This window comes from Stenotrophomonas sp. 112478_Sma, from assembly GCF_056479905.1.
The window spans coordinates 1,097,795-1,122,834 of the sequence record NZ_CM151072.1; the positions used below are offsets into that span (position 1 = coordinate 1,097,795).

The window sequence follows — 25,040 nt, forward strand, 5'->3', positions numbered from 1 at the left end:
GGAGCTGCGCGCCCGATGTGACCGGCCCGCCTGCCGGTAGCGCCGGGCCATGCCCGGCGGCTTTTCTGTCCGCTGCGCTCGCCGGGCATGGCCCGGCGCTACCGGCGCGTCATTTCGAGGGCTGGATGCGGACCCGCACTTCTTCCTGTTCCGGTGCGGGCTGCTGCGGTTGCGTCTGTGGGGCGGGGGCGGGTGCCGCGGGGGCCGGGCCACCGCGGTGGCGCAGGCCGATCACCAGCGCCACGCCAGCGATCACCACCAGCAGTGCGATGCGGATCCGCCAGGCCCAGCTGCGCCCGCCGCTGCCGGCATCCGGCGTGTCGCGGAACGCGAACTCGGCCGTGGGATGGTCGCGGCGGGTGGTATCGAGCAGGCGTGCATCGCGCAGGATGTCGCGCGCACGCGGCTGGTCGTCGGCGCGCACGATCCAGACCGCTGGATAGCCCTGCGTATTGCCCAGGTCGGTATAGCTGAACTGGCCGCGCCGCCGGGTCTTGTACGAACGACCATTGGTCACCTTCACTTCGATGCCATGGCTGCGCAGGAGCTCGGCCACGCCCTCGACGGTTTCCACACGCTGGCTGCTGAAGATCTGACGCATCGGATCAGTCCTTGGCCGGCACGGCGGCCGCTGCAGTCTGGTCGGGAACCACGCGGATCAGGCCCTCCTGTGCCGTGCTGGCCACCAGCACGCCATTGCGGGTGAAGAACTGGCCGCGGGCGAGGCCGCGCGAATCCTGCGCACTGGGGCTGTCCAGCGAATAGAGCAGCCAGTCGTCGGCGCGGAACGGGCGGTGGAACCAGATCGCGTGGTCGAGCGAGGCCATCTGCACGTGCGGATGGTAGTAGCTGATACCGTGCGGGAAGGTCGCCGTGCCCAGCAGATGGAAGTCGGACGCGTAGGCCAGCAGCGCCTGGTGCAGCTCGGGGGCATCGCCGACCGGTTCGCTCAACCGCATCCAGACCTGGTGATAGGGCGGGCGCTTGGGCGGATTCAGTTCGTCGCGGGGATAGACGTGGCGGAACTCGAACGGGCCACCGCGCGAGAGCCAGCGCTGCACTTTGATCGGCAGCCGCTCCAGCACTTCGGCCGGCAACGGGCGGTTCGGCTCGATGTCTTCCGGTTGAGGCACTTCGGGCATCTTGTGCTGGTGCTCGGCACCGGTCTCCGCCTGCTGGAACGAGGCAGCACAGAAGAAGATCACCTTGCCATGCTGGATCGCGGTCACCCGGCGCACGGAGAAGCTGCCGCCATCGCGGGTGCGGTCCACGTCGTAGACGATCGGATGGTCGATGTTGCCGGCCCGCAGGAAATACGCGTGCAGCGAATGCACATGGCGCCCGTTGTCGACCGTGGCCTGGGCGGCGGCCAGCGCCTGGCCCAGCACCTGCCCGCCGAACACGTACTTGGTGCCGATGTCGCGGCTTTGTCCGCGGAACAGGTTGTCCTCCAGCCGCTCCAGGGTGAGCAGGTCGATCAGCTCGGAGACGACGGGTTCGGGCGTGTCGTTCAAGGGGGCGGCCACAACAATGAAGAGGCCTTGATTATACCGGTCCGGGGTCGGATCCCTTTCGCATTGCAGAAGGGGGCTGACCCCAGAGCGCGGAGACCGTTACTTGCCCAGCCGCGCCACCAGCGCCTGCAGGGCATTCTGTGCGTCCGGGGCGAACCAGGCCTCTACGAACCGGTCCAGCTGGATCAGGTCCGGGTGCAGCGCTTCGTGCAGGTCATTGCGGGCCACGGCGCGGGTCAGCAGCATCGGCTGCCGCGGCTGCCTGAGCAGGTTCTGCAGCCAGGCCACGGCGCGGGCGACCACCAGATCGCCCTCGGCCAGTTCGTCGACCAGGCCGATCTGCAGCGCCTGCTCGGCCGGCACCAGGGCACCGGTGGTGAGCAGCACCCCCGCGCGGTGCACGCCGACGGTACGGCGCAGCAGGCGCTGGATGCCTTCCGGTGCGATCAGGCCGACCTGCACCTCGTTCAGTCCGATGGCATACGGGCGTGCCGGGTCGGCGCTGCGCGCCATCACCCGGTAATCGCAGCACAGGGCGAGCACGCAACCGCCGGCAGGGGCGTGGCCGGTGATCGCGGCGACCACCGGGATGCGGCTCTCGGCCAGCGTACGTACCGCGCCGAAGAAGGCATTCCAGGTATCCAGCAGCTTGTGCTTGTCATCGCCGTGGGAGAGCAGGTGTGGCACGTCCATGCCGCCGGTGAACACGCGCTCGCTGCCGGACAGCACGATGCCGTGCGCATCGTCGGCCATGGCCTGCTCGACGGCGTGGATCAGCTGTCGGCACAGGTCGGTGTCCAGCGCATTGACCGGCGGCCGCGCCAGGCGCAGTTCGCGGATGGGACCATGGTTGATCACCTCGATGAGCGTCGTCATGCTGCGGTCTCGTTGCGAAGAAGGAACGTGGGCGATGATAACCAAACCATTCGTTGGCGTACTGTTGCTTCTGTGTGCGTCCGCAGCAGCGGCGGCGGAATCACGCTGTGTGACGGTGGAGCAGGGCTGGGTGCGCCTGCCGCCGAGCCCTGCCATGCCGATGACGGCGGGTTACGGGAGGATCGTGAACCGCTGCGCAGCGCCGGTGACGGTGGTGGGCGCGGGCAGCAGGGCCTTCGGCGACGTGTCACTGCACGAGACCACCGTGGTCGACGGTGTCAGCCGGATGCGCGAAGTCGAACGGCTGCCGATTGCAGCCGGGGCGCGCACCGAGCTCAAGCCCGGTGGCCTGCACCTGATGCTGATGGAAGGCGAGGGAGCTTTGAAGGAAGGGCAGGTCGTGCCGCTGCAGTTGCAGCTGGAGGGCGGTGGCACCGCCAGCGCAACGCTGACGGTACGCAAGGCCGCTCCATGATGCAGCGCCCGTTCCGCCGGGCATCAGGGCCGGACCGGCGTCGGTAGCGCCGGGCCATGCCCGGCGGGGTGGGGCCGACCCGGGCCGGCACCCACCCGCAGTGCATCAGCTCGATGCGCTGCGGATCGCGTCCGGCAGCGGCGCGCTTTTGCCGGTCTGGGTATCCATCCAGACCACCACCACGTTGCCATCGGAGTACAGCTTCGACTCGTCCTGCTGGTCGACGATGCGATGACCGATGGTGACGCTGCTGTTGCCCAGGCGCTCGACGAACAGTTCGACCAGGATGTCGTTGGGCCACACGATCGGCAGCCGGTAGTTGACGTTGGTCGCGGCCACCACCGGCGCGATGCGGTCGGTCATCGACACGCCTTCCACGCCCAGCATCCAGCGCACGCGCGCTTCCTCCAGGTAGGAGATGTACTTGGCGTTGTTCACATGGCCCATGCTGTCCATGTCGCGCCAGCGCACGCTGATCGGGATGCGGGCCAGGATCTTGTGTTCGCTGCTCATCAGGCGTCCTTCTTCTTGGTCGTGCTCTTGCTGGCCTTGCCGGTGCTCTTGGCGGCCACGGCCTTCTTCGCCACCTTCTCCGGCTTCACCTTGCGCGGCGGCCGGGCGTCGGGCTTGTTGGCCACGGCGGCCGGCTGCTCCGGGCGCGCACTGGTGGACGGCAGCATGCGTGCCAGGAACTGCCCGGTGTACGACTGCGGGCAGGCGGCCACGTCTTCCGGCGTGCCGGTGACCAGGATGGTGCCACCCCGGTGGCCGCCTTCCGGCCCCAGGTCGACGATCCAGTCGGCGGTCTTGATCACATCGAGGTTGTGCTCGATCACCACCACCGTGTTGCCTTCGTCGCGCAGCTTGTGCAGCACGCCCAGCAGCGCTTCGATGTCGTGGAAGTGCAGGCCGGTGGTCGGTTCATCGAGGATGTACAGGGTGCGGCCGGTATCGCGGCGCGACAGCTCCTTGGACAGCTTCACGCGCTGCGCTTCACCACCGGACAGCGTGGTCGCGCTCTGTCCCAGCTTGATGTAGCTCAGGCCGACATCCACCAGCGTTTCCAGCTTGCGCGCGATCGACGGCACGGGCTCGAACAGCTTCAGCGCATCTTCGACGGTCATTTCCAGCACGTCGTTGATGTTGAAGCCCTTGTACAGGATCTCCAGCGTTTCGCGGTTGTAGCGCTTGCCGTGGCAGACATCGCAGGGCACGTACACGTCCGGCAGGAAGTGCATCTCGACCTTGATCAGGCCATCACCCTGGCACGCCTCGCAGCGTCCGCCGCGCACGTTGAAGCTGAAACGACCTGGTGAATAACCACGCGCACGCGCTTCGGGCACCTGTGCGAACAGCTCGCGCAGCGGGGTGAACAGGCCGGTGTAGGTGGCCGGGTTCGAGCGCGGGGTGCGGCCGATCGGCGACTGGTCGATGTCCACGACCTTGTCGAACAGGTCCAGGCCATCGATCTCCTTGTACGGGGCGACCGGGTGCGAGGAGCCGTTGATCTCGTTGGCGGCCAGCGAGAACAGGGTGTCATTGATCAGCGTCGACTTGCCCGAGCCGGACACGCCGGTCACGCAGGTCAGCAGGCCCGAGGGAATCGACAGGTCCACCCCCTTCAGGTTGTTGCCGCTGGCGCCGCGCAGATGCAGGGTCATCTTCGGATTCGGCCGGTGCCGGCGCGCCGGGATCTCGATCGAGCGCTTGCCGGACAGGTACTGGCCCGTCAGCGAACGGGGTGCATCCAGGATGTCCTGCAGGGTGCCCTGGCCGACGATCTCGCCACCGTGCACGCCCGCGCCCGGGCCGATGTCCAGCACGTAGTCGGCCAGGCGGATCGCATCTTCGTCATGCTCGACCACGATCACCGTGTTGCCGAGGTCGCGCAGGCGGGTGAGGGTGCCCAGCAGGCGTTCGTTGTCGCGCTGGTGCAGGCCGATCGACGGCTCGTCGAGCACGTACATCACGCCGACCAGGCCGGCACCGATCTGGCTGGCCAGGCGGATGCGCTGTGCCTCGCCACCGGAGAGGGTATCGGCCTTGCGCTCCAGAGTGAGGTAGTCCAGGCCCACGTCGACCAGGAAGCCCAGGCGTTCGCCGATCTCCTTGACGATCTTCGAGGCGATCTCGCCACGCCAGCCCGGCAGGCTCAGTTCGCTGAAGAACTTCAGGGCTTCGTCGATCGGTAGCACCACCAGGTCCGGCAGCGGCCGGTCGGCCACGAACACGTTGCGCGCAGCCTTGTTCAGGCGGGCACCGTTGCACTCGGGGCAGGCGCGCTCGCTGATGTACTTGCCGAGCTCCTCCTGCACGGCCGCCGACTCGGTTTCCTTGTAGCGGCGTTCCAGGTTGGGAATGATGCCCTCGAAGCGGTGCTTGCGCTGGGTGCGGCCGCCGGCTTCGGTGAAGTAGGTGAACGTGATTGCGTCCTCGCCGCTGCCATACAGCACGGCCTGCTGCACCTTGGCCGGCAGCGAGTTCCAGGCGGCATCGACGTCGAACTTGTAGTGACGCGCCAGCGAGGCGATCAGCTGGAAATAGTACGCATTGCGACGGTCCCAGCCACGTACTGCGCCGGCGGCCAGGGACAGCTCGGGATGCACGACCACGCGCGAGGGATCGAAGAATTCGGCCATGCCCAGGCCATCACAACCGGGGCAGGCGCCCATCGGCGCGTTGAACGAGAACAGGCGCGGTTCCAGCTCCGGCAGCGAGTAATCGCAGACCGGGCAGGAGTATTTGGAGGAGAACAGGGTCGGCGCGCTGGCGGTGTTGTCCAGGCTCTGCACCGAGGCCATGCCGTCGCCGAGTTTCAGCGCGGTCTCGAAGCTCTCGGCCAGGCGCTGCTTGATGTCCTCGCGCGGGCGGAAGCGGTCGATCACCGCCTCGATGGTGTGCTTCTGGCGCAGCGCCAGCGGCGGCACCGCGTCGATCTCATACAGCTCGCCATCCACGCGCACGCGCACGAAGCCCTGTGCGCGCAGCTGGTCGAATACCTGCGCGTGTTCGCCCTTGCGGTCGCGGATAACCGGGGCCAGCAGCATGTAGCGCTGTTCCGGGTCCAGCGTCAGCACCTGGTCGACCATCTGGCTGACCGTCTGCGCTTCCAGCGGATAGCCGTGGTCGGGGCAGCGCGGCGTGCCGACGCGGGCATACAGCAGGCGCAGGTAGTCGTAGATCTCGGTGATCGTGCCGACCGTCGAGCGCGGGTTGTGCGACGTCGACTTCTGCTCGATCGAGATCGCCGGAGACAGGCCCTCGATGTGGTCCAGGTCCGGCTTCTCCATCACGCTCAGGAACTGCCGGGCGTAGGCCGACAGCGACTCGACGTAGCGACGCTGGCCTTCGGCGTAGATCGTGTCGAAAGCCAGCGACGACTTGCCCGAGCCGGACAGGCCGGTGATCACGATCAGCTTGTCGCGGGGCAGGTCGAGGTCGAGGTTCTTCAGGTTGTGCGTCCGCGCGCCGCGGATGCGGATGAAATCCATCGCCATGGGGAATCCGGTTGTGGGGGCGTTGGCTGGGTGCCGGGCCAGCAGGGAACGGCAATCGGTCAGCCTACCGAGGTGACCAGATGGGGGCAATGGGCGACAATGCCAGCCCGGTGTCTCACCTTCTGAGACAGGCCGACAGGTGGGGGTCAGATCCCTTTTCACAACGTGAAAAGGGATCTGACCCCGTTCCGGCCGGCCCCCCCCAGGCCGTTCAGGGGTTGACTTGACCCGCGGCCGTTGATCTGCGTACAATTCCGCTCCTGTCCGCCCTCGATGGCGGCAGCTCAGACCACAATAACTACAGAGGAAGGCCTGGTCATGTACGCAGTACTGGTCACCGGCGGTAAGCAATACCGCGTGGCGCAGGGCGAAAAGCTCCGCGTTGAAAAGCTCGAAGTCGAAGTCGGCAGCGAGATCAAGTTCGACAACATCCTGATGCTGGGCGACAGCGATGGCGTGAAGCTGGGCGATGCGCTGAAGGGCGCCGCCGTCACCGCCAAGGTTCTGTCCCAGGGTCGTGCTGACAAGGTCCGGATCATCAAGTTCCGTCGCCGCAAGCACCACATGAAGCGCCAGGGTCACCGTCAGTACTACACCGAAATCGAGATCACCGGCATCGCCGGCTAAGCATCAGGAGAAGCAGTCATGGCACATAAAAAGGGCGTAGGCTCCTCGCGCAACGGTCGCGACTCCAACCCGAAGTACCTCGGCGTCAAGATCTTCGGCGGCCAGGCCATCGAAGCAGGCAACATCATCGTGCGCCAGCGCGGCACCCAGTTCCACCCGGGTTCCGGCGTCGGCCTGGGCCGTGACCACACCCTGTTCGCCCTCGTGGACGGCAAGGTGGAGTTCTCGGTCAAGGGTCCGAAGAAGCGTCGCACCGTCAGCATCGTCTCGGCCGAAGCCTGATCCAGGCATCCGCCGGCACCCGTGCCCCGGCATGGGAATGCTGCATGAAGAGCCCCGCTTCGGCGGGGCTTTTCGTTAGAGTAAAAGCAAGACCGGCTGCGCCGGATTGCCCGCCATCGGTTGGCATTACATTCAAGGCGACGGCAGGTTGGCCGCGCCCATCGCAGGCATCGAAACAATGAAACTGGTAGACGAAGCAGAAATCGAAGTGTTCGCCGGCAACGGCGGCAACGGCTGCATTGGCTTCCGTCGCGAGAAGTTCATTCCGCTCGGCGGCCCGGACGGCGGCGACGGCGGTGCGGGCGGCAGCGTGTACATCCGCGCCGACGAGAACCTGAACACCCTGGTCGACTTCCGCCATGACCGCATCTTCAGGGCGCAGCGCGGCGAGAACGGCATGGGCCGGCAGGCCTACGGCAAGGGTGGCGAAGATCTGACCATCACCGTGCCGGTCGGCACCGTGGTCATCAACGTCGCCACCGATGAAATCATCGGCGACCTGACCCAGCACAACGACCGCCTGCTGGTGGCCAAGGGCGGCAGGGGCGGCTTGGGCAACATGCACTTCAAGAGCTCGACCAACCGTTCGCCGCGCCAGGCGCTGCCGGGCGAGCCGGGCGAAGAGCGCACGCTGAAGCTGGAACTGAAGCTGCTGGCCGACGTCGGCCTGCTGGGCTTCCCCAATGCCGGCAAGAGCACCCTGATCCGCGCTGTCTCGGCGGCGACGCCGAAGGTGGCCGACTACCCGTTCACCACGCTGTACCCGAATCTGGGCGTGGTGAAGGTCGAGAACTACCGCAGCTTCGTGATCGCCGACATTCCGGGCCTGATCGAGGGTGCGGCCGACGGTGCCGGCCTGGGCGCGCAGTTCCTGCGCCACCTGCAGCGCACCCGCCTGCTGCTGCACCTGGTGGACATCTCGCCGATGGAGGGTGGCGTGGAAGGCATCTCCCCGGTCGAGCAGGTGCGCGCGATCGAGCGCGAGCTGGAAAAGCACGATCCGGAACTGCTGCAAAAGCCGCGCTGGCTGGTGCTGAACAAGGCTGACCTGATGTTCGAGGACGAGGCCAAGGCGGCGGCCGAACAGATCGTGGCCGAGCTGGGCTGGAAGGAGCCCTGGTTCCTGGTGTCCGCCCTGGGGCGCGAAGGTACCTTCCCGATCATGAGCCGGATCATGGCCTTCTTCGATCGGCAGAAGGAAGAGGAGCTGGAGGCCCGCAACGCGCAGTAAGGGCGTTGTGGCTCCCGCCAGAAAAGCCCGGCTTCGGCCGGGTTTTTTTGTTGGTTGCGATGCAGGCAGCAGCCGAGCATGGGCTCGGCTCTACGGAAAACGGGGCAGGCGGCGGAGTGCAGGCAACAAAAAACCCGGCCGGAGCCGGGCTTTTGCGTGTCGCCGGGACGGCAGCCCCGGCGGCAACCGGATCAGGCGGCCTTGAGGGCCTTGATGCGGTCGTTCAGGCGGCTCTTGTGGCGAGCAGCCTTGTTCTTGTGGATCAGGCCACGCGCGCTGAAGCGATCCAGGATCGGCTGGGCAACGGCGAAGGCGGCTTCGGCGCCGGCGGCATCGTTGGCGTCCAGCGCCTTGATCACTTTCTTGACAGCGGTGCGCAGCATCGAGCGCTGAGCCACGTTGCGCGCGTTGCGCACGACGGTCTGCTTGGCGCGCTTCTTGGCGGACTTGATATTGGCCACGGTGGTGGTTTCCTGAAAAAATCGGTGTTATGGGAACAGCAAGCTGGCTAGTATGATGGCGCGGGAAATGTACGTCAAGTCGATTGTCAAGAGGGACGTTGAGTGAGTTCACCGAAGATGTTGCGGGGCCTGCTGTCGTTCAGCAGCATGACCATGGTCTCGCGGGTGCTCGGACTTGTCCGGGACCAGGTGATCACCACCACGTTCGGCACCAATGCGGTCACCGATGCGTTCTGGGTGGCGTTCAGGGTACCCAATTTCCTGCGTCGCCTGTTCGCCGAAGGCTCCTTCGCCACCGCCTTCGTGCCGGTGTTCACCGAGGTGAAGGAGACCCGCAGCCACACCGAACTGCGCGAACTGATGTCACGCGTGGCGGGCACCTTGGGCGGGACGCTGCTGGTGGTCACCGCGCTGGCGTTGATCTTCGCTCCCCAGCTGGCGGTGGTGTTCTCAAGTGGCGCTGATACCGACCCGGTCAAACAGACCCTGCTGGTCGATCTGTTCCGCCTGACCTTCCCGTTCCTGTTGTTCGTCTCGCTCACCGCGCTGGCCGGCGGGGCGCTGAACAGCTTCCAGCGCTTCGCGATGCCGGCGCTGACCCCGGTCATCCTCAACCTGTGCATGATCGCCGGCGCGCTGTGGTTGGCGCCGCAACTCGGCGGCACCCCGGAAAAGCAGATCCTGGCGCTGGGCTGGGCCGTGCTGGCGGCCGGTATCCTGCAGCTGCTGTTCCAGTTGCCCTCGCTCAAGGGGATCAATCTGCTGACCCTGCCGCGCTGGGGCTGGAACCACCCGGGTGTGCGCAAGGTGCTGACCCTGATGGTGCCGACCCTGTTCGGTTCCTCGGTGGCGCAGATCAACCTGCTGCTGGACACTCTGATCGCGGCCAAGCTGACGGATGGCTCGCAGTCCTGGCTGTCCCTGGCCGACCGCTTCCTGGAGTTGCCGCTGGGGGTGTTCGGCGTGGCCCTGGGCACGGTGATCCTGCCGGCGTTGGCCCGCCACCACGTTGGCACCGACCGCGAGGGCTTCTCGCGCTCGCTCGACTGGGGCCTGCGCATGACCCTGCTGATCTCGGTGCCGGCCATGCTGGGCCTGGTGCTGCTGGCTGAACCGCTGATCGCCACGCTGTTCCAGTACCGCCAGTTCACCGCCTTCGACACCCGCATGACCGCGCTGTCGGTGTATGGCCTCAGCTTCGGCCTGCCGGCCTTCGCCCTGTTGAAGGTGGTCCTGCCGGCCTTCTATGCCCGCCAGGACACCCGCACCCCGGTACGTGCCGGCGTGGCCGCGCTGGTGGCCAACATGGTGTTCAACTTCGTCCTGCTGGCCGTGCTGTATCAGGTGATGGTGCCGGACACGCTGAAGGCGCAGGGCGTGATGACGGCCATCGGCAAGCAGCCCGGCCTGCATCTGGCGCTGGGCATTGCCAGTGCGTTGTCCAGTTACCTGAACCTGGGCCTGCTGTGGTACTGGCTGGGCAAGACCGATGTCTACCAGCGCCTGCCGGGCTGGGGCAGCTACCTCGTGCGGCTGCTGGTGGCGTGCGCGTGCATGGTCGGCGTGCTGCTGGCCCTGCTGTACTGGATGCCGGCCTTCACCGGGATGGACAAATGGCACCGGATCGGCGGCCTGATCCTGCTGGTGGGGGGCGGTGGCCTGACCTATCTGTTGGCGATGCTGGCCATGGGCTTCCGCCCGCGCGACCTGCGCGGGCATTGATCGTCGCCTGCGGCGGCTATACTTCAGGGTTACACCATTGAAGCGGCGGCCCCGGGTGGGCCGGAACGGGAGTTGATGAGCAGGCTGTTCAGAAGCGTCGAGGGCGGGGAGCTGTTCCCCAACGGAAGCGTGGTCTGCATCGGTGCATTCGACGGCCTCCATCTGGGGCATCGTGCACTGGTGCGGCATGCCGTTGCGCGCGCGCGCGCCTTGGGCGTGGCTGCGGTGGCCGTGGCGTTCGAACCGTTGCCCCGTGAGTTCTTCGCCCAGGGCACACCACCACCGCGCCTGACGCTGGCACGCAGCAAGGTCGAGATGCTGCGCGAGCTGGGGGTGGACGCGGTGGGGCTGCTGCGCTTCGATGCAGCGATGGCGGCGATGCCGGCCGAAACCTTCGTCCGCCAGCTGCTGGTGCGGCGACTGAATGCCCGCGAAGTGTGGATCGGGCCGGAGTTCTGCTTCGGCAACCGTCGCCGCGGTGATCTGGCCCTGCTGCAGAAGCTGGGTGGCGAGCTGGGCTTCAGCGCGGGCGAGATCGAGGCGGTCGACCTGCACGGCGAGCGCATTTCCAGTACCCGCATCCGCCAGCTGCTGCAGTCCGGCGATTTCGCCCGGGCCGGCGATCTGCTCGGTCGCCCCTACGCGATCAGCGGGCGCGTGGTGCGTGGTCGCCAGCTCGGCCGCACGCTGGGCTTCCCGACCGCCAACCTGCGTTTCCCCAAGACCCCGGCGTTGTCGGGCATCTACGCGACCTGGGTGCACGGTGTGTTCGACCAGCCCTGGCCGTCGGTGTCCAGCTTCGGCACGCGGCCGACGGTGGAGGGCGTGGAGCCGCTGCTGGAAGCCCACCTGTTCGATTTCCAGGGTGACCTGTACGGTCGCCACATCGACGTTGAATTCGTCGCCAAGCTGCGTGACGAAGAGAAGTTCAATGATCTGGCGGCACTGACCGACCAGATGCACCGCGACGCCGAGCAGGCGCGCGCCATCCTTTCCGAACATAGATTGCGAGCCACTGCGTGAGCCAGGACTACAAGACCACCCTGAACCTGCCAGCCACCGATTTCCCGATGCGCGGCGACCTGCCCAAGCGCGAGCCGGGCATTCTGGCGCGGTGGGAGGAGCAGGGGCTCTACCAGCAGTTGCGCGACAACGCCGCCGGCCGCCCGTTGTTCGTGCTGCACGACGGCCCGCCGTATGCCAACGGCCGCATCCACCTGGGCCACGCGGTCAACAAGATCCTGAAGGACATCATCGTCAAGTCGCGCTACCTGGCCGGTTTCGATGCGCCCTACGTGCCCGGCTGGGACTGCCACGGCCTGCCGATCGAGATCGCGGTGGAAAAGAAGTGGGGCAAGGTCGGCGTGAAGCTCGATGCGGTTGAATTCCGGCAGAAGTGCCGTGAGTTCGCCGAGGAGCAGATCGACATCCAGCGCGTGGACTTCAAGCGTCTGGGCGTGACCGGTGACTGGGACAACCCGTACAAGACCCTGAGCTTCGACTTCGAGGCCAACGAGATCCGCGCACTGGCCAAGGTGGTGGCCAATGGCCACCTGGTGCGGGGTGCCAAGCCGGTGTACTGGTGCTTCGACTGCGGTTCGGCGCTGGCCGAAGCCGAGATCGAATACCAGGAAAAGGAATCGCCGGCGATCGACGTGGCATACCCCGCGCGCGATCCGCAGGCCATCGGCCAGGCATTCGGCGTGAGCGTGCCGGCCGATGTGGACGTGGCGGTGCCGATCTGGACCACCACGCCGTGGACGCTGCCGGCGTCGCTGGCCGTGTCGCTGGGTGCGGACATCCGTTACGTGCTGGCCGAAGGTCCGGCGCACAACGGCAAGCGCCGCTGGCTGGTGCTTGCCGCTGCGCTGGCTGGACGTGCGCTGCAGCGCTACGGCGTCGAGGAGGTGGTACTGCACGGCGAAACCACGGGCGCTGCACTGGAAAACCAGCTGCTGTCGCATCCGTTCTATGCCGGGCGCGCGATCCCGCTGCTCAACGGCGACCATGTGTCCGACGAAGACGGTACCGGTGCGGTGCACACCGCTCCTGGACATGGCCAGGAAGACTACGTGGTCAGCCAGAAGTACGGCCTGCTCGACACGTACAACGCCGGCCAGGTGACGCCGATCGATGGCCGTGGCGTGTACCTGGAATCGACGCCGCCGGCCGGTGACGTGGTACTGGCCGGCCAGCACCTGTGGAAGGCGCAGGAGGCCATCATCGGCGTGCTGCGCGACAACGGCACGCTGCTGGCCTTCCACCCGATCCGCCACAGCTATCCGCACTGCTGGCGCCACAAGACGCCGGTGGTGTTCCGTGCCACCCCGCAGTGGTTCATCTCGATGGACAAGGCCAACCTGCGCAGCGATGCGCTGGCCGCGATCGACACCGTCGGCTGGTTCCCGGCCTGGGGCAAGGCGCGCATCCAGAGCATGGTCGATGGCCGTCCGGACTGGACGATCTCGCGCCAGCGCACCTGGGGCGTGCCGATCGCACTGTTCACCCATCGCCAGACCGGCGAGATCCACCCGCGCTCGGTGGAGCTGATGCAGCAGGTTGCCGACCGTGTCGAAGCCGAGGGCATCGACGTGTGGTACTCGCTGGATGCAACCGAACTGCTGGGCGCCGAAGCGGCCGACTACGAGAAGGTCACCGACATCCTCGACGTCTGGTTCGACTCGGGTGTCACCCATGAAGGCGTGCTGGCCGCGCGTGGCTTCGGCAAGCCGGCCGACCTGTACCTGGAAGGCTCGGACCAGCACCGCGGCTGGTTCCAGTCGTCGCTGCTGACCGGCGTGGCAATCGACAGGCGTGCGCCCTACAAGCAGTGCCTCACCCACGGTTTCACCGTGGACGAGCACGGCCGCAAGATGTCCAAGTCGCTGGGCAACGGCATCGAGCCGCAGGACATCATGAACAAGCTGGGCGCGGACATCCTGCGCCTGTGGATCGCCTCGGCCGACTACAGCAACGAGATGTCGCTGTCGCAGGAAATCCTCAAGCGCAATGCCGACGCCTACCGTCGCCTGCGCAACACCGCGCGCTTCCTGCTCGGCAACCTGGACGGTTTCGATCCGGCCCGGGACCTGCGCCCGCTCGACCAGATGGTCGCGCTGGACCGCTGGATCGTGCATCGCGCGTGGGAACTGCAGGAGAAGATCAAGGCGGCCTACGACGGCTACAACATGGCCGAGATCGTGCAGCTGCTGCTGAACTTCTGCAGCGTGGACCTGGGCTCGCTGTACCTGGACGTCACCAAGGACCGCCTGTACACGATGCCGACCGACTCGCACGGTCGCCGTTCGGCGCAGAGCGCGATGTATCACATCGCCGAGGCGTTCACCCGCTGGGTGGCACCGATCCTGACCTTCACCGCCGACGAGCTGTGGGGCTACCTGCCGGGCACGCGCACCGGCCACGTGCTGTTCACCACCTGGTACGAGGGCCTGGCGCCGCTGCCGGCGGATGCCCAGCTCAACGCTGCCGATTTCGACCAGCTGCTGGCCGTGCGCGAGCAGGTGGCCAAGGTGCTCGAGCCGATGCGTGCCAACGGCGCGATCGGCGCCGCCCTGGAGGCCGAGATCACCGTGGCCGCCAGCGAAGAGCAGGCGGCGCGCTGGCAGCCGCTGGCCGACGAACTGCGCTTCCTGTTCATCAGCGGTGACGTGCAGGTGCGTCCGGCAACCACCGACGAGGTGTTCGTCAGTGCCCAGCCGACCACCAAGGCCAAGTGTGTGCGCTGCTGGCATCACCGCGCCGACGTCGGCAGTCATGCCGATCACCCGGAACTGTGCGGCCGTTGCGTGAGCAACATCGACGGCGCTGGCGAAGTTCGGAGCTGGTTCTGATGAGCGCCGCCCGTCCGCATCCCAACGCTCTGGTCTGGCTGCTGCTGTCGGCGGCCATCATCGGCCTGGACCAGTGGTCCAAGGCCTGGGTCCTGTCGAGCCTGCCGGAGTTCCAGCCGGTGGTGGTCATCGATGGCTTCTGGAACTGGTATCGCACCTACAACACCGGTGCCGCATTCAGTTTCCTCAGCGACGCCGGTGGCTGGCAGAAGTATTTCTTCACGGCGCTGGCGATCGCCATCAGCGGCCTGATGGCATGGTGGCTGCGTGGCACCGCCCGTGGCAACTGGAAGGCCGCCGTTCCCTATGCGCTGATCATCGGCGGGGCGATCGGCAACGTGATCGACCGCCAGGTGCACGGTCATGTCGTCGATTTCATCCAGTGGTACGTTGGCAGCTATACCTGGCCGGCGTTCAACATCGCCGACTCGGCCATCGTGGTCGGTGCCATCGGCATCGCCCTGACCGGCCTGTTCGACGGCAGGTCCGCCAAAAAGGCGGATAATGCCACTCCGAAACCGTAAGCCGGCCGCTGCCGGGAGATTGAACTGATGGATGTGCTGCTCGCCAACCCGCGTGGTTTCTGTGCCGGTGTCGATCGTGCGATCGAGATCGTGAAGCGCGCGATCGAAACGCTCGGCGCGCCCATCTACGTCCGTCATGAGGTGGTGCACAACCGCTTCGTGGTCGATGATCTGAAGCAGCGCGGTGCGATCTTCGTCGAGGAACTGGACGAGGTGCCGGACAACAACACCGTCATCTTCAGTGCCCACGGTGTATCGCAGGCAGTGCGCCTGGAAGCGGAGCGTCGTGGCCTGAAGGTATTCGATGCTACCTGTCCGCTGGTCACCAAGGTCCACTTCGAAGTGGCGCGCCATTGCCGTGCGGGCCGCGACGTGGTGCTGATCGGCCACGCGGGCCATCCGGAAGTGGAAGGCACGATGGGGCAGTGGAACCAGGAAGCCGGTACCGGCCAGATCTACCTGGTGGAGGATGTGGAGCAGGTCGCCACGCTGCAGATCAACCAGCCCGAGAACTTCGCCTACACCACCCAGACCACGCTGTCCGTGGACGATACGCGCGGCATCATCGACGCGCTGCGCGAGCGCTTCCCGGCCATGCAGGGGCCGAAGAACGACGATATCTGCTACGCCACGCAGAACCGGCAGGACGCGGTACGTGACCTGGCCAAGCGCTGCGATCTGGTGCTGGTGGTCGGGTCCCCGAACAGCTCCAATTCCAACCGGCTGAGCGAGCTGGCACGGCGCGAAGGCGTCGAGAGCTACCTGATCGACGGCGCCCATGAGATCAACCCGGCCTGGGTGCAGGGCAAGCAGCACATCGGCGTCACCGCCGGTGCGTCGGCACCGCAGGTGCTGGTCGATGGCGTGCTTGCGCGCCTGGCCGAGCTGGGCGCCGGCAGTGTGTCCGAGCTTGATGGCGAGCCGGAATCGATGGTGTTCGCGCTGCCGAAGGAACTGCGCCTGCGCCTGATCGACTGACCGGGAAAGGCCTCGTCCACGCACGGCGTGGATCTACTGAAACCGCTCTGGTGGGTGCAAACCAGCACAAGGTGGGTGCGAACCTTGGTTCGCACGCTCTTGGGCATGCGCGGATGGGCAGCCCGCCCATGACCTTTGGCCATGGGGCCGCGCATCCCGCAGGCCTAGCATCGGAGGATTCTCCGCTGTTGGAAGCCGCCCGATGAAGACCCGTGCCCTGGTGATGTCCGTGCTGTTCGCGCTGGCGGCCACACCCGCGCTGGCGCAGAGCCCGCAGCCGGCCGATGCCGCTGCGCACGGCCTGCTGCGCATCGACGTGGACGCGCGCGATCTGGCCCGGCGCATCTTCAAGGTGACCGCCACCGTGCCGGCAAAACCCGGCCCGATGACCCTGCTGTACCCGCAGTGGATTCCCGGCAACCATTCGCCCACCGGCCCGATCGACAAGCTCGCTGGCCTGCGCGTCGCGGCCAATGGCAGGCCGCTGGCCTGGCAGCGCGACCAGTACAACGTCTATGCGTTCAAGGTCGATGTGCCGGAGGGCGTCAGCGAGATCGTGGCGCAGTTCGATTTCCTGTCCTCGCAGGGCGGCAACCAGGGCCGCGTGGTGATGACGCCGGAAATGCTCAACCTGCAGTGGAACGCCAACGCGCTGTATCCGGCCGGGATCGATGCCCGCCATCTGCAGGCCCAGGCCAGCGTGACCCTGCCGAAGGGCTGGAGCTATGCCACCGCGCTCGAAACAGTCCGGCGCGACGGTGACACGGTGGTGTTCAAGCCGATCACTTTCGACCATCTGGTCGATTCGCCGCTGTTCGCCGGTGAGCATTACCAGCGCATCGATCTGGACCCGGGCGCCAAGGCGCCGGTGCACCTGAACGTGTTCGCCGATGAAGCGAAGTCGCTGAAGCCGACCGAGGCACAGATCAAGGCGCACCGCGCCCTGGTGCAGCAGGCTGACCGCTTGTACGGCGCGCGCCACTACGACCATTACGAGTTCCTGCTGGCATTGACCGACCGACTGGGCGGCATCGGGCTGGAGCATCATCGCTCCAGCGAGAACAGCGCTGCGCCGGGCTACTTCACCGAGTGGGATGACTCGGCATGGATGCGTGACCTGCTGCCGCACGAGTACACGCATTCCTGGAACGGCAAGTATCGCCGTGGCGCGGACCTGGCAACCGACAACTTCAACGTTCCGATGGGTGACAGCCTGCTGTGGGTGTACGAAGGCCAGACCCAGTTCTGGGGCCAGGTGCTGGCCGCCCGCTCGGGGTTGTGGTCCACCGATCAGGCGCGCGACATGCTGGCCAATGTTGCGGCGACCTATGATCGCGGTCGCCCGGGACTGGCCTGGCGGCCACTGCAGGACACCACCAACGACCCGACCATCGCCCAGCGGCGCACACTGCCGTATCGCAATTACCAGATGAGCGAGGACTATTACTCCGGCGGCCAGATGCTGTGGCTGGAAGTGGAGGGCAGGCTGCGCGCGCTGACCGGAAACCGGCGCAGTCTGGATGATTTTGCCCGTGCCTTCTTTGGCGTAGGCAACGGTGACTGGGACGTCAATCCGTATACGTTCGACGACGTGGTGGCGACCTTGAACGCCATTGCTCCGTACGACTGGGCCGGCTTCCTGCGGCAGCGCCTGGACGGCCACGGATCGCTGACCGGCGGTCTGGAACTGGCCGGCTGGAAGCTGGTCTACCGCGACGCGCCGAACGATGCCTACAAGGCACAGGAAAAACGCGCCAAGGCGGCGCTGCTGGCGTACTCGCTCGGTGCGACGGTGATGGACAGCGGTGTGGTCGGCGACGTGATCTGGGACAGTCCCGCCTTCAATGCAGGCCTGGCGCCAGGCATGAAGGTGATCGCCATCGGTGACCGCGAGTACAGCAGCGAGCGGTTGAAGGACGCGGTTGCCGTCGCCGCCACCAACAAGGCGCCGATCACGCTGCTGGTCAAGCAGTTCGACCGCATCGAGCCGATCCGGATCGACTATCACGGTGGCCTGCAGTATCCGGTGCTGGAGCGCATTCCCGGCCGCCCGGATCAGCTGGCCGAGCTGTGGAAGCCGCGATGAGACCACGCCTGGGCGGCGGTGCGGTCCTGCTGCTGGCGGTGCTGGCCATTGTCGGTGCATTCCTGTCCGGCGAAGGCCGCTGGCTGCACTGGCTGGCAAAGCCGGCAGCGACCCTGCTGATCGCGGCGATGGTATGGCAGGTGCATCCTGCTGGATCGCCGTCGTACCGTCGCGCGGTGCTGGCGGGCATGCTGCTCTCGTGCGCAGGTGACATCGCGCTGATGCTGCCGATGGATGCCTTCGTCCCCGGCCTGCTGGCGTTCCTGCTGGCCCACCTCTGCTACATCGTCGCCTTCCGCGATGGTCTGCGCGCGGGTCGCGGCCTGGTCGCCGCAGGGGGGCTTCTGGGTGTGTTCGCCGCGCTCAACCTGTCCGGTCTATGGCCGCATCTGCCACCGCCGATGCGCATCCCTGTGCTGGCCTATGTGGTGGTACTGGCGTGCATGGCGATCCTGGCGCTGGCGCGGCAGTGGACCCGCCCGCGACCGGAGGCTGTCGAAGCGGGCAGTGCGCGCTGGGCGGCAGCCGGCGCCCTGCTGTTCGTCGCCAGCGATTCACTGCTGGCCTGGGACCGTTTCGGCGGTGGCCTGCCACTGGCCAGCCTGCTGGTGCTGTCGACCTACTACGCGGCGCAGTACGCGATCGCACGATCGGTGCGCTAGCTACTCGACGTCGCCCGCGTTCTCGCAGGTCCGCTGCCGCGGGCACAGGCGATCCAGCAGTGCGAGTGTCACCCCGTTGCTCCAGCCGAAGCCATCCTGCAGCGGATACTCGCCGCCGCCCCCTCCGCCCGCGGAGCCATCGACCACGTACTTCTCCACCAGCTTGCCTTGCCGATCGTAGACGGACTGCACGGTGCGCAGGAAGCGCACTCCCAGCTGCCGCGCCAGGCGCTCCTGACCGTAGTGCTGCAGGCCATCGACGGCCACCCACTGCAGCGGTGCCCACCCGTTCGGCGCGTCCCACTGCTGGCCGCTGACGAGGGTGGTGGTCAGCAGGCCGCCCTCACGCATCAATTGTGCTTCGGCTGCGTCGGCGCTGCGTCGCGCCTGCTCATCGGTGGCGATCTTCAACCACAACGGATACAGCGCGGCAGCGGTCAGGGCAGGGCGCAGCTGTCCGCTGCGCAGATCATGATCGGCATACCAGCCCTGCGCCGCATCCCACAGCAGGCGATTGATGGCCGTGCGTCGGGCCTCGGCCCGGGCCGAGTAGTCGCGGGCCGATGCGCGGTCGCCGGCCACGCGGCTGGCCCGGGCGATGGTCTGCTCGAGGTGGTACAGCAGACTGTTCAGGTCGACTGGAACGATCGACGTGGTCTGGATGCTGGACAGTGCACTGGGGTCGTCCATCCATCGCGAGCTGAAATCCCAGCCGGATTCGGCGCCGGCGCGAAGGTCGCGGTACAGCTGTGAGGGTGCCCGCTGCGGTGCCTGTGCCGCCGTCGCCAGATCGTCCGTCCACGATTCGCTACGCGGCACCGCGCGAGCATCCCAGTAGCGGTTGAGCAGGTCGCCATTGGGCATGCGCACCACGCGCTCGCGTGCCTGGCCGGGCGCAAGGCCATCGGCGCCCCGCATCCAGAAGTCGTGCTCGGTGCGCAGCTGTGTCAGATAGCGGCGGTACGCCTGATCGCCTTCGTGCGCGGCCAGCAGGGTCACCATCAGGCTGAAGAACGGCGGCTGCGAGCGGCTCAGGTAGTAACTGCGGTTGCCGTTGGGAATGTGCCCGTACTGGTCGAGCTGCCACGCGAAGTTGTCGACCATCGCGCGGACCTGGGGCCAGCGGCCACTGGAGGCCAGTCCCAGCATCGTGAAGTAGCTGTCCCAGTAATACACCTCGCGGAAGCGCCCACCGGGCACCACATACGCGTGCGGCAGCGGCAGCAGCGAGCCATGGGGATCGACCGCCGTGGACTGCCGGGTCAGCACGGGCCACAGGCTTTCGATATGCGCGCGCAGGCTCTGGCCGGCGGGTGAGACGTAGGGCGCAGGTCCACCAGGCAGGTCGAAGGCCCTGTCGACGAAGGCCTGCAGCGTGTAGCCAGGCTCTCGCTGCGCGCGCTGCCAGTCAGCCAGCAGTGCAGCCGGCGACTGCCGCGGCACAGCATCGGCAAAGGTCTTCTGGTCGGGGAACAGATGCGCGCGCTGGACCTGCTGGAAAAGCGGCTGCCAGGCCTGGTCCGGTGGCGCAGGGGTCGATGCGGGTGAGCCGGCGCATGCCGCGCCGGCACTGAGTAACAGGGCCAGTACGCAGACGACCGGGCGGATCGAAGGACGCATGACGTACCTCACGGTGGGCGTGGGCCCACCCTAGCGTGCCGCCCGTGTCACCCGCGTGTGGATGCCAGCGGCCTCAACGGAACTGCAGGGTCAGCAGGAAATAGCGGCCCAGCGGATCATCCAAGCCCGGCAACTGTCCGCCGTTGCCGACCAGATAGTTCACCGGCTGCCGGTCAAGCACGTTGTGCACGTCCAGCGCGGCGATCACCCGCGGCCCCAACCTGCGCGCCATGTGCAGGTTCCAGCGCAGCTGCCGTGGATTCATGCAATGGTTCATCTCGCGCTGGTCATCGGGGCATTCCGCACCGGGCAGCCAGGCGCGCGTGCGTCCCACCTGGTTGCCGCGCAATGCCACGTCCCATGCCGTGTTCTGCCATTGCACGGTGAGGATCGCGGCCATTGCCGGCGTGGCATGGCCCCGAAGATCCACGCTGCCATCCTGCCCTCGTTCGCGGCGCAGCGCCTGCTGTTTCAGCGCGTCCAGTGAGAAAAGCCACTGGCCGGTGTCATCGGTGTCGACGCGGTATTCGCCGCGCATTACCCAATTGCGCGACGTCGTGCGGCCGATGTTGTCGAATGACAGGCGAAGACTGCTCAGGCGCCCTTCGTCATCCAGCTCCCACGTGCTGCGGTTCCATGCCGCGTCGGTGGGCCTCAGGGCAAGGATCTCGTTGCGCAGCTCGACGATGTTGTGGGTCAGTGACAGCGAGAACACGTCGTTGGGCGTCCACGTGGCTGCCAGCGAATGGCTGCGTGAACGCTCCGCCTTCAGCGCGTCGTTCTCGGCGACCTCCACGTTGACCAGGCAGCTGCCGTCGATCGCGGGCTGTGCGCAGGGCGGCAGGCCCGGCGAGGCCGGCAGCGCGACCAGGCCGAAGTAGCCAGGGGGGCGTCGCTGCTCGAACAGGCTGGGCGCACGGTAGCCTTGTCCGCTGGTCAGCAGGAACGACCAGTGGGGCGTTGGACTCCAACGCAGTCCCGCGCGTGGCGAGAACGCCAGGTAATCGCCATCGCGGTCCCAGCGTGCGGCCACGTCCATGCGCAGCGAGCGGCTGAGCGGCAGGCCGACCTCGGCATAGGTGGCTCCGCTGCGACGTGACAGGCGTCGCTGCTGCTGGGGCAGGCCCAGTGCCAGATCGCCCTGGATCAACAACGGATCGGGTAACGAGGCCCATGCTTCGTAGCGCAGATCGACGCCGGTGGCCAGCTGGGCCGGCCCTCCAGGCAACTGCATCAGTTGCCGCTGCATGCCCCACCAGCCTTGCCACTGGTCAGTGCGTCCACGATTGCGGATCGACGGGAACAGCTGTTGCGCTTTGTCCGCACGCAGCGAGGTAAAGCCGGGAAGGTAGTCCAGTGTCTCGGCGGCGTGCAGCAGCGGTTCGGTGCGCACGGTGCCCGGCGTGACCAGGGTGACCTGGCTGCGTTGCGCGCTGATGCCCGCATCCCAGCTGCGTGACTGCTGCTCGCGACCGATACCCAGGGTGATGTCGGCATCGCTGGCGCGCACGTGCGGGCGCACGCTTCCGGCCTCGCGCAGCACGCTGTTGAACGTGATGCCGTACAGGCCGATGGCAACGGCGGTCGGCCCCAGGTCGAAACGCTGCCGATTGTGACTGCCACGTGCTTCCAGATAGGCGTAGCGTCCTTCGCCACGCTCGTGCCGGTAACGCAGGTAGGCCGAGGCAGTATCCGACGCGGGCTGCAGCGAGCGCGGCCGCGCGCTGTCGAACCAGCAGCCATCCTCACGCTGCATCAAGGGACCTTCGCAGAGTTCGGCGGGGATGTACGCGCCGTCGTAGAACGCGCCGATCGGATACAACGACGTTTCCGCATGCCACGCACGGCGATCGCCGGCCACGTGCTCGATGCGATGCAGGTCCAGGCCGGCGAACCAGCGGTCCCCACCTTCGCGTACGCCGCCGTTGGCGATCTGCAGGCGATTCTGCTGCGCGTCGCCGCGGCTGCTGATGCCCGATTGCACCGTCGCCTCCGGGCCTTCGGCCTGTTCGCGCAGGATGATGTTGACCACGCCGGACATCGCGTCGGCACCATAGATGGCCGACGCGCCTCCGCGCACCAGCTCGATGCGTTCGATGAAACTCAGGGGAATGCCGCCCAGATCGGTGAGCCCGCCCTGTTCCAGCGACACCATCGGATAGCGTGGCAGCCGCCGGCCGTTGACCAGGAACAGGGTCGCACGCGGCCCCATGCCATCCAGGCTGGTGGTGGCTGCAGCGCCCACCGGCAGATACTGCGAATCGCCGCCGCGCGACGTGGTCATCGCCGGGTGGCCGTTCATGCCGGGAAGATGTCGCAACAGGTCGAACAGGCTGCCGTAACCACTGCGCAGGATGTCTTCGCGATCGATGATCGTCATCGGCAGCGTCGTCTGCACGGAGGTGCGCGGCAGGCGGCTGCCGGTGACGTGTACCGGTGCCAGTTCCACCTGCGCGGGGGCCAGTGCGACGGGCGGCGGCGGCTTGGGCGACGTCACGGTCGGGGCACGTGCAGGGGGCGCGGCAGAAGCAGCGACGCGGCGGATGACGAACGCCCCCGAGGGCGTGCGCAGGATGTTCACCGGCATCCCGGAGACCAGCTGCTTGAGAGCGATCGCCGGTGCCTGTCGGCCGTCGGCGCCGGGGGTGTGCAGGCCCGTCAGCTCGCGGGCGTCGAATACCAGGGCGATGCCGCTCTGGCGTGCCCATTGCTGCAGTGCCGGTGCCAGCGGGCCGGGTGCGATGTGGTAGTCGACATTGGCGGGTTGCTGGCCGGCGTGGGCCGGCGCGGCGCTGGCAGCGCCGAACATGACCCACAGCAGCCCCCGGAGCAGCCCCCACTGCAGCGCGCCCGGTCCTGCCATCACCGCCTTTCTCCTCAGTAGGTACGCCGCAGTTCCAGCGCGCCATCCGGACGCGCCTGGCCGGCAACCGACCATCCCAGCTCCAGCGCAGACAGCAGTTCCTCTGCGTCGCCTGCACGGAAGGTGCCGCTGACCGCGAGACTGGCGATCTCCGGATCGGCGATCACCATCTGCGTGCGGCCGTAGCGGTTCATGCGTTCGACCACGGTCGCCAGGGGAGTGGCATCGAACACCAGCCGTCCCTGCAGCCAGGCCTCAGCCGCTTCGGTCGAGGCGAGCGCAGGGCCCGGCTGGATCCGTCCGGAGGGCAGTACCTGCAGCTGCTGGCCCGGGGCCAGCGTGTGCTGCGCGCTGCCGCTGGTGACCTCCACTGCGCCTTCCAGCAGAGCGACCTCGACATGGCCGTCGCGCAGGCGCTCCACCTGGAAGGTGGTTCCGATATCGCGGATCGAACTGCTGCCCGCCTGCACACGCAGGGCCTTGCGCGACGGTGCCACCTGCAGTTGCAGCCGACCCTGCTCCAGGACCAGTTCCCGATGGCGCCAGCCCATGCGCACGGTCAACGTGGTCCCTGCGTCCAGGATGGCGGAGCTGCCATCGGCCAGCGTCTGTTGGCGGGGAGCAAGGCTGTCGTTGGCATAGATGCGGGGCGTGGGATTGCCATCGGTGGCGACCATCCAGCCCATGCCGATGGCCAGACAGAGCGCCGCCGCAGCAGCGACGCCGGGCAGCCAGCGGCGCCGGGCCGGATGCGCGGCGCGCGCCGCCGCCGTGCGCAGCCAGGGATCCTGGGCCAGGCCCGCACTCTGCTGATAGAGCGTTTCGGCCTGTACCCACGCCTTGACGTGGCGGGTGTCCTCCGCCAGCCAGTCTTCGAAGCGCTCGCGTTCCTCGGGCGTGCAGTCGTGTGCCTCCAGGCGCGCCACCCAGGCGCTGGCGCGCTCGAACACTCCCGCCTCTTCCGTGTGCCGGGTGCTGATCATTCGTTGTCCCTGTCGTTGTGCAGCGGGTGTGGCCCCAGCTCCTGGCGCAGGCCCTGCAGTGCACGGGCGATGTGTTTTTCCACGGTCTTGGCGGTGATGCCACAGTGCTGCGCGATCTGCGTGTAGCTCATCCCGGTGATCCGGTTGAGCAGGTACACCTCGCGCGCGCGCTCCGGCAGTTTGAACAGGGCCTGCCGGAGCAGGGCGAGCATCTGCCCGGATTCGGCCTGGCGCAGAGGGTCGGCTGACGTGCTGGAGGGCTCGTCGCTGCCATCGCGCTCGGCCAGCGACAGATGCGGTCTCGCCTGCGGCGAGCGGCCGCGGTCTGCCAGGCGGTTGCGGGCGATACGATACAGCAGCAGGCGCAGTTCCTCGGTGCCGTGCGCGCGATAGCGGATCAACCGTTCCATGCAGTCCTGGGCGATGTCCTCCGCATCCTCCGGGCCCACCCCACGGGTACGCAGGAAAGTGCACAACGGCGCGCGCTCTTCCCTTACGAACGTGATGAAGGCGTCCGGAGGCCCAGGCGGATCCGGTGCGCGATGGATCAGGGGGGACGAAGCGGACAGGGCTGGCCTCGGGCAACGATGGGGGGGGGGCGTCACCGAGTTTTACGCGACGATGACCGGATGGGGAAGAGCCGCCAGCCTGCACGTGTCGATCATGAATTCGTTCACCTTTCACCCGGATGGCCACTGGGGGTGTTACCGCCCTTTCTGCGTTTTTAACTTTGCCGGAGGCTGTATTTCTCCTGTAAAAGCGTTCAAGAGCGCTAACTCAGCCACAGT

Annotated in this window: 21 protein-coding genes; 11 read left to right on the forward strand and 10 right to left on the reverse strand. The window is 67.1% G+C overall.

Going from position 1 to position 25,040, the window contains the following annotated elements; all coding sequences use genetic code 11:
• Positions 1-109: 109 nt before the first annotated feature.
• From ACZK08_RS05160 to ACZK08_RS05170, 3 genes are all read right to left on the reverse strand, one after another.
• A complete protein-coding gene (locus ACZK08_RS05160) occupies positions 110-601 on the reverse strand; it encodes a pathogenicity-like protein (RefSeq protein ID WP_053516139.1) in 492 nt (163 codons plus the stop codon).
• A gap of 4 nt (positions 602-605) precedes the next feature.
• On the reverse strand, positions 606-1,526 hold the full coding sequence (gene tesB / locus ACZK08_RS05165) for an acyl-CoA thioesterase II (protein WP_414487809.1): 921 nt from the start codon (positions 1,524-1,526) through the stop codon (positions 606-608).
• Positions 1,527-1,613: 87 nt separating this feature from the next.
• The gene (locus ACZK08_RS05170; RefSeq protein WP_053516135.1) at positions 1,614-2,390 is read right to left on the reverse strand and encodes an enoyl-CoA hydratase/isomerase family protein; all 777 of its coding nucleotides are present in this window, start codon (positions 2,388-2,390) and stop codon (positions 1,614-1,616) included.
• A 34-nt stretch (positions 2,391-2,424) separates the two neighbouring features.
• Here ACZK08_RS05170 and ACZK08_RS05175 point away from each other — a divergent pair, with 34 nt between their 5' ends.
• On the forward strand, positions 2,425-2,865 hold the full coding sequence (locus ACZK08_RS05175; protein ID WP_065181113.1) for a copper chaperone PCu(A)C: 441 nt from the start codon (positions 2,425-2,427) through the stop codon (positions 2,863-2,865).
• A gap of 105 nt (positions 2,866-2,970) precedes the next feature.
• Here the strand turns inward: ACZK08_RS05175 and ACZK08_RS05180 are convergent, their stop codons facing one another.
• Together ACZK08_RS05180 and uvrA are read right to left on the reverse strand one after the other, a co-directional pair.
• The gene (locus ACZK08_RS05180) at positions 2,971-3,378 is read right to left on the reverse strand and encodes an acyl-CoA thioesterase (protein WP_053516131.1); all 408 of its coding nucleotides are present in this window, start codon (positions 3,376-3,378) and stop codon (positions 2,971-2,973) included.
• A complete protein-coding gene (gene uvrA, locus ACZK08_RS05185) occupies positions 3,378-6,362 on the reverse strand; it encodes an excinuclease ABC subunit UvrA (RefSeq protein ID WP_065181114.1) in 2,985 nt (994 codons plus the stop codon). Before uvrA ends, ACZK08_RS05180 begins: the two co-directional genes overlap by 1 nt.
• Before the next feature lie 318 nt (positions 6,363-6,680).
• Here uvrA and rplU point away from each other — a divergent pair, with 318 nt between their 5' ends.
• From rplU to cgtA, 3 genes are all read left to right on the forward strand, one after another.
• The gene (gene rplU, locus ACZK08_RS05190) at positions 6,681-6,989 is read left to right on the forward strand and encodes a 50S ribosomal protein L21 (RefSeq protein WP_006424709.1); all 309 of its coding nucleotides are present in this window, start codon (positions 6,681-6,683) and stop codon (positions 6,987-6,989) included.
• An 18-nt stretch (positions 6,990-7,007) separates the two neighbouring features.
• Entirely contained in the window at positions 7,008-7,271 is a 264-nt protein-coding gene (gene rpmA, locus ACZK08_RS05195; protein WP_053516127.1) for a 50S ribosomal protein L27, read from the forward strand.
• A 178-nt stretch (positions 7,272-7,449) separates the two neighbouring features.
• Positions 7,450-8,502: an Obg family GTPase CgtA gene (cgtA, locus tag ACZK08_RS05200; RefSeq protein ID WP_065181115.1), complete on the forward strand. Its 1,053-nt coding sequence runs from the start codon at positions 7,450-7,452 to the stop codon at positions 8,500-8,502.
• A 191-nt stretch (positions 8,503-8,693) separates the two neighbouring features.
• On the opposite strand, the gene rpsT is transcribed toward cgtA, so the two are convergent.
• Positions 8,694-8,963, reverse strand: coding sequence for a 30S ribosomal protein S20 (rpsT, locus tag ACZK08_RS05205; RefSeq protein WP_005408560.1), 270 nt, complete (start codon positions 8,961-8,963; stop codon positions 8,694-8,696).
• A 117-nt stretch (positions 8,964-9,080) separates the two neighbouring features.
• Here rpsT and murJ point away from each other — a divergent pair, with 117 nt between their 5' ends.
• The 7 genes from murJ to ACZK08_RS05240 all read left to right on the forward strand — a co-directional run bounded on the left by murJ (position 9,081) and on the right by ACZK08_RS05240 (position 18,786).
• A complete protein-coding gene (gene murJ / locus ACZK08_RS05210; RefSeq protein ID WP_065181116.1) occupies positions 9,081-10,685 on the forward strand; it encodes a murein biosynthesis integral membrane protein MurJ in 1,605 nt (534 codons plus the stop codon).
• A 75-nt stretch (positions 10,686-10,760) separates the two neighbouring features.
• Positions 10,761-11,708, forward strand: coding sequence for a bifunctional riboflavin kinase/FAD synthetase (locus ACZK08_RS05215; RefSeq protein ID WP_053516122.1), 948 nt, complete (start codon positions 10,761-10,763; stop codon positions 11,706-11,708).
• Positions 11,705-14,536 (forward strand): isoleucine--tRNA ligase, encoded by a 2,832-nt coding sequence (ileS, locus tag ACZK08_RS05220; protein ID WP_065181117.1) that lies wholly within the window; start codon positions 11,705-11,707, stop codon positions 14,534-14,536. Before ACZK08_RS05215 ends, ileS begins: the two co-directional genes overlap by 4 nt.
• Positions 14,536-15,060 (forward strand): signal peptidase II, encoded by a 525-nt coding sequence (lspA, locus tag ACZK08_RS05225; RefSeq protein WP_065174616.1) that lies wholly within the window; start codon positions 14,536-14,538, stop codon positions 15,058-15,060. Before ileS ends, lspA begins: the two co-directional genes overlap by 1 nt.
• A 27-nt stretch (positions 15,061-15,087) precedes the next feature.
• A complete protein-coding gene (ispH, locus tag ACZK08_RS05230; RefSeq protein WP_053516117.1) occupies positions 15,088-16,038 on the forward strand; it encodes a 4-hydroxy-3-methylbut-2-enyl diphosphate reductase in 951 nt (316 codons plus the stop codon).
• A gap of 202 nt (positions 16,039-16,240) precedes the next feature.
• Positions 16,241-18,124 carry a M61 family metallopeptidase gene (locus ACZK08_RS05235; RefSeq protein ID WP_065181118.1) on the forward strand — a complete coding sequence of 628 codons (1,884 nt, stop codon included), beginning with the start codon at positions 16,241-16,243 and terminating at the stop codon, positions 18,122-18,124.
• Positions 18,121-18,786 carry a lysoplasmalogenase gene (locus tag ACZK08_RS05240; protein ID WP_065181119.1) on the forward strand — a complete coding sequence of 222 codons (666 nt, stop codon included), beginning with the start codon at positions 18,121-18,123 and terminating at the stop codon, positions 18,784-18,786. Before ACZK08_RS05235 ends, ACZK08_RS05240 begins: the two co-directional genes overlap by 4 nt.
• Here the strand turns inward: ACZK08_RS05240 and treA are convergent, their stop codons facing one another.
• The 4 genes from treA to ACZK08_RS05260 all read right to left on the reverse strand — a co-directional run bounded on the left by treA (position 18,787) and on the right by ACZK08_RS05260 (position 24,728).
• Positions 18,787-20,406, reverse strand: coding sequence for an alpha,alpha-trehalase TreA (gene treA / locus ACZK08_RS05245; RefSeq protein ID WP_065181120.1), 1,620 nt, complete (start codon positions 20,404-20,406; stop codon positions 18,787-18,789).
• Between the two features lie 73 nt (positions 20,407-20,479).
• On the reverse strand, positions 20,480-23,269 hold the full coding sequence (locus ACZK08_RS05250; protein WP_065181121.1) for a TonB-dependent receptor plug domain-containing protein: 2,790 nt from the start codon (positions 23,267-23,269) through the stop codon (positions 20,480-20,482).
• A 14-nt stretch (positions 23,270-23,283) separates the two neighbouring features.
• A complete protein-coding gene (locus ACZK08_RS05255) occupies positions 23,284-24,252 on the reverse strand; it encodes a FecR family protein (protein ID WP_065181122.1) in 969 nt (322 codons plus the stop codon).
• Positions 24,249-24,728, reverse strand: a complete 480-nt coding sequence (locus ACZK08_RS05260) for an RNA polymerase sigma factor (protein ID WP_229765781.1) — start codon at positions 24,726-24,728, stop codon at positions 24,249-24,251. The genes ACZK08_RS05255 and ACZK08_RS05260 overlap by 4 nt, the downstream gene beginning before the upstream one ends.
• Positions 24,729-25,040 lie beyond the last annotated feature (312 nt).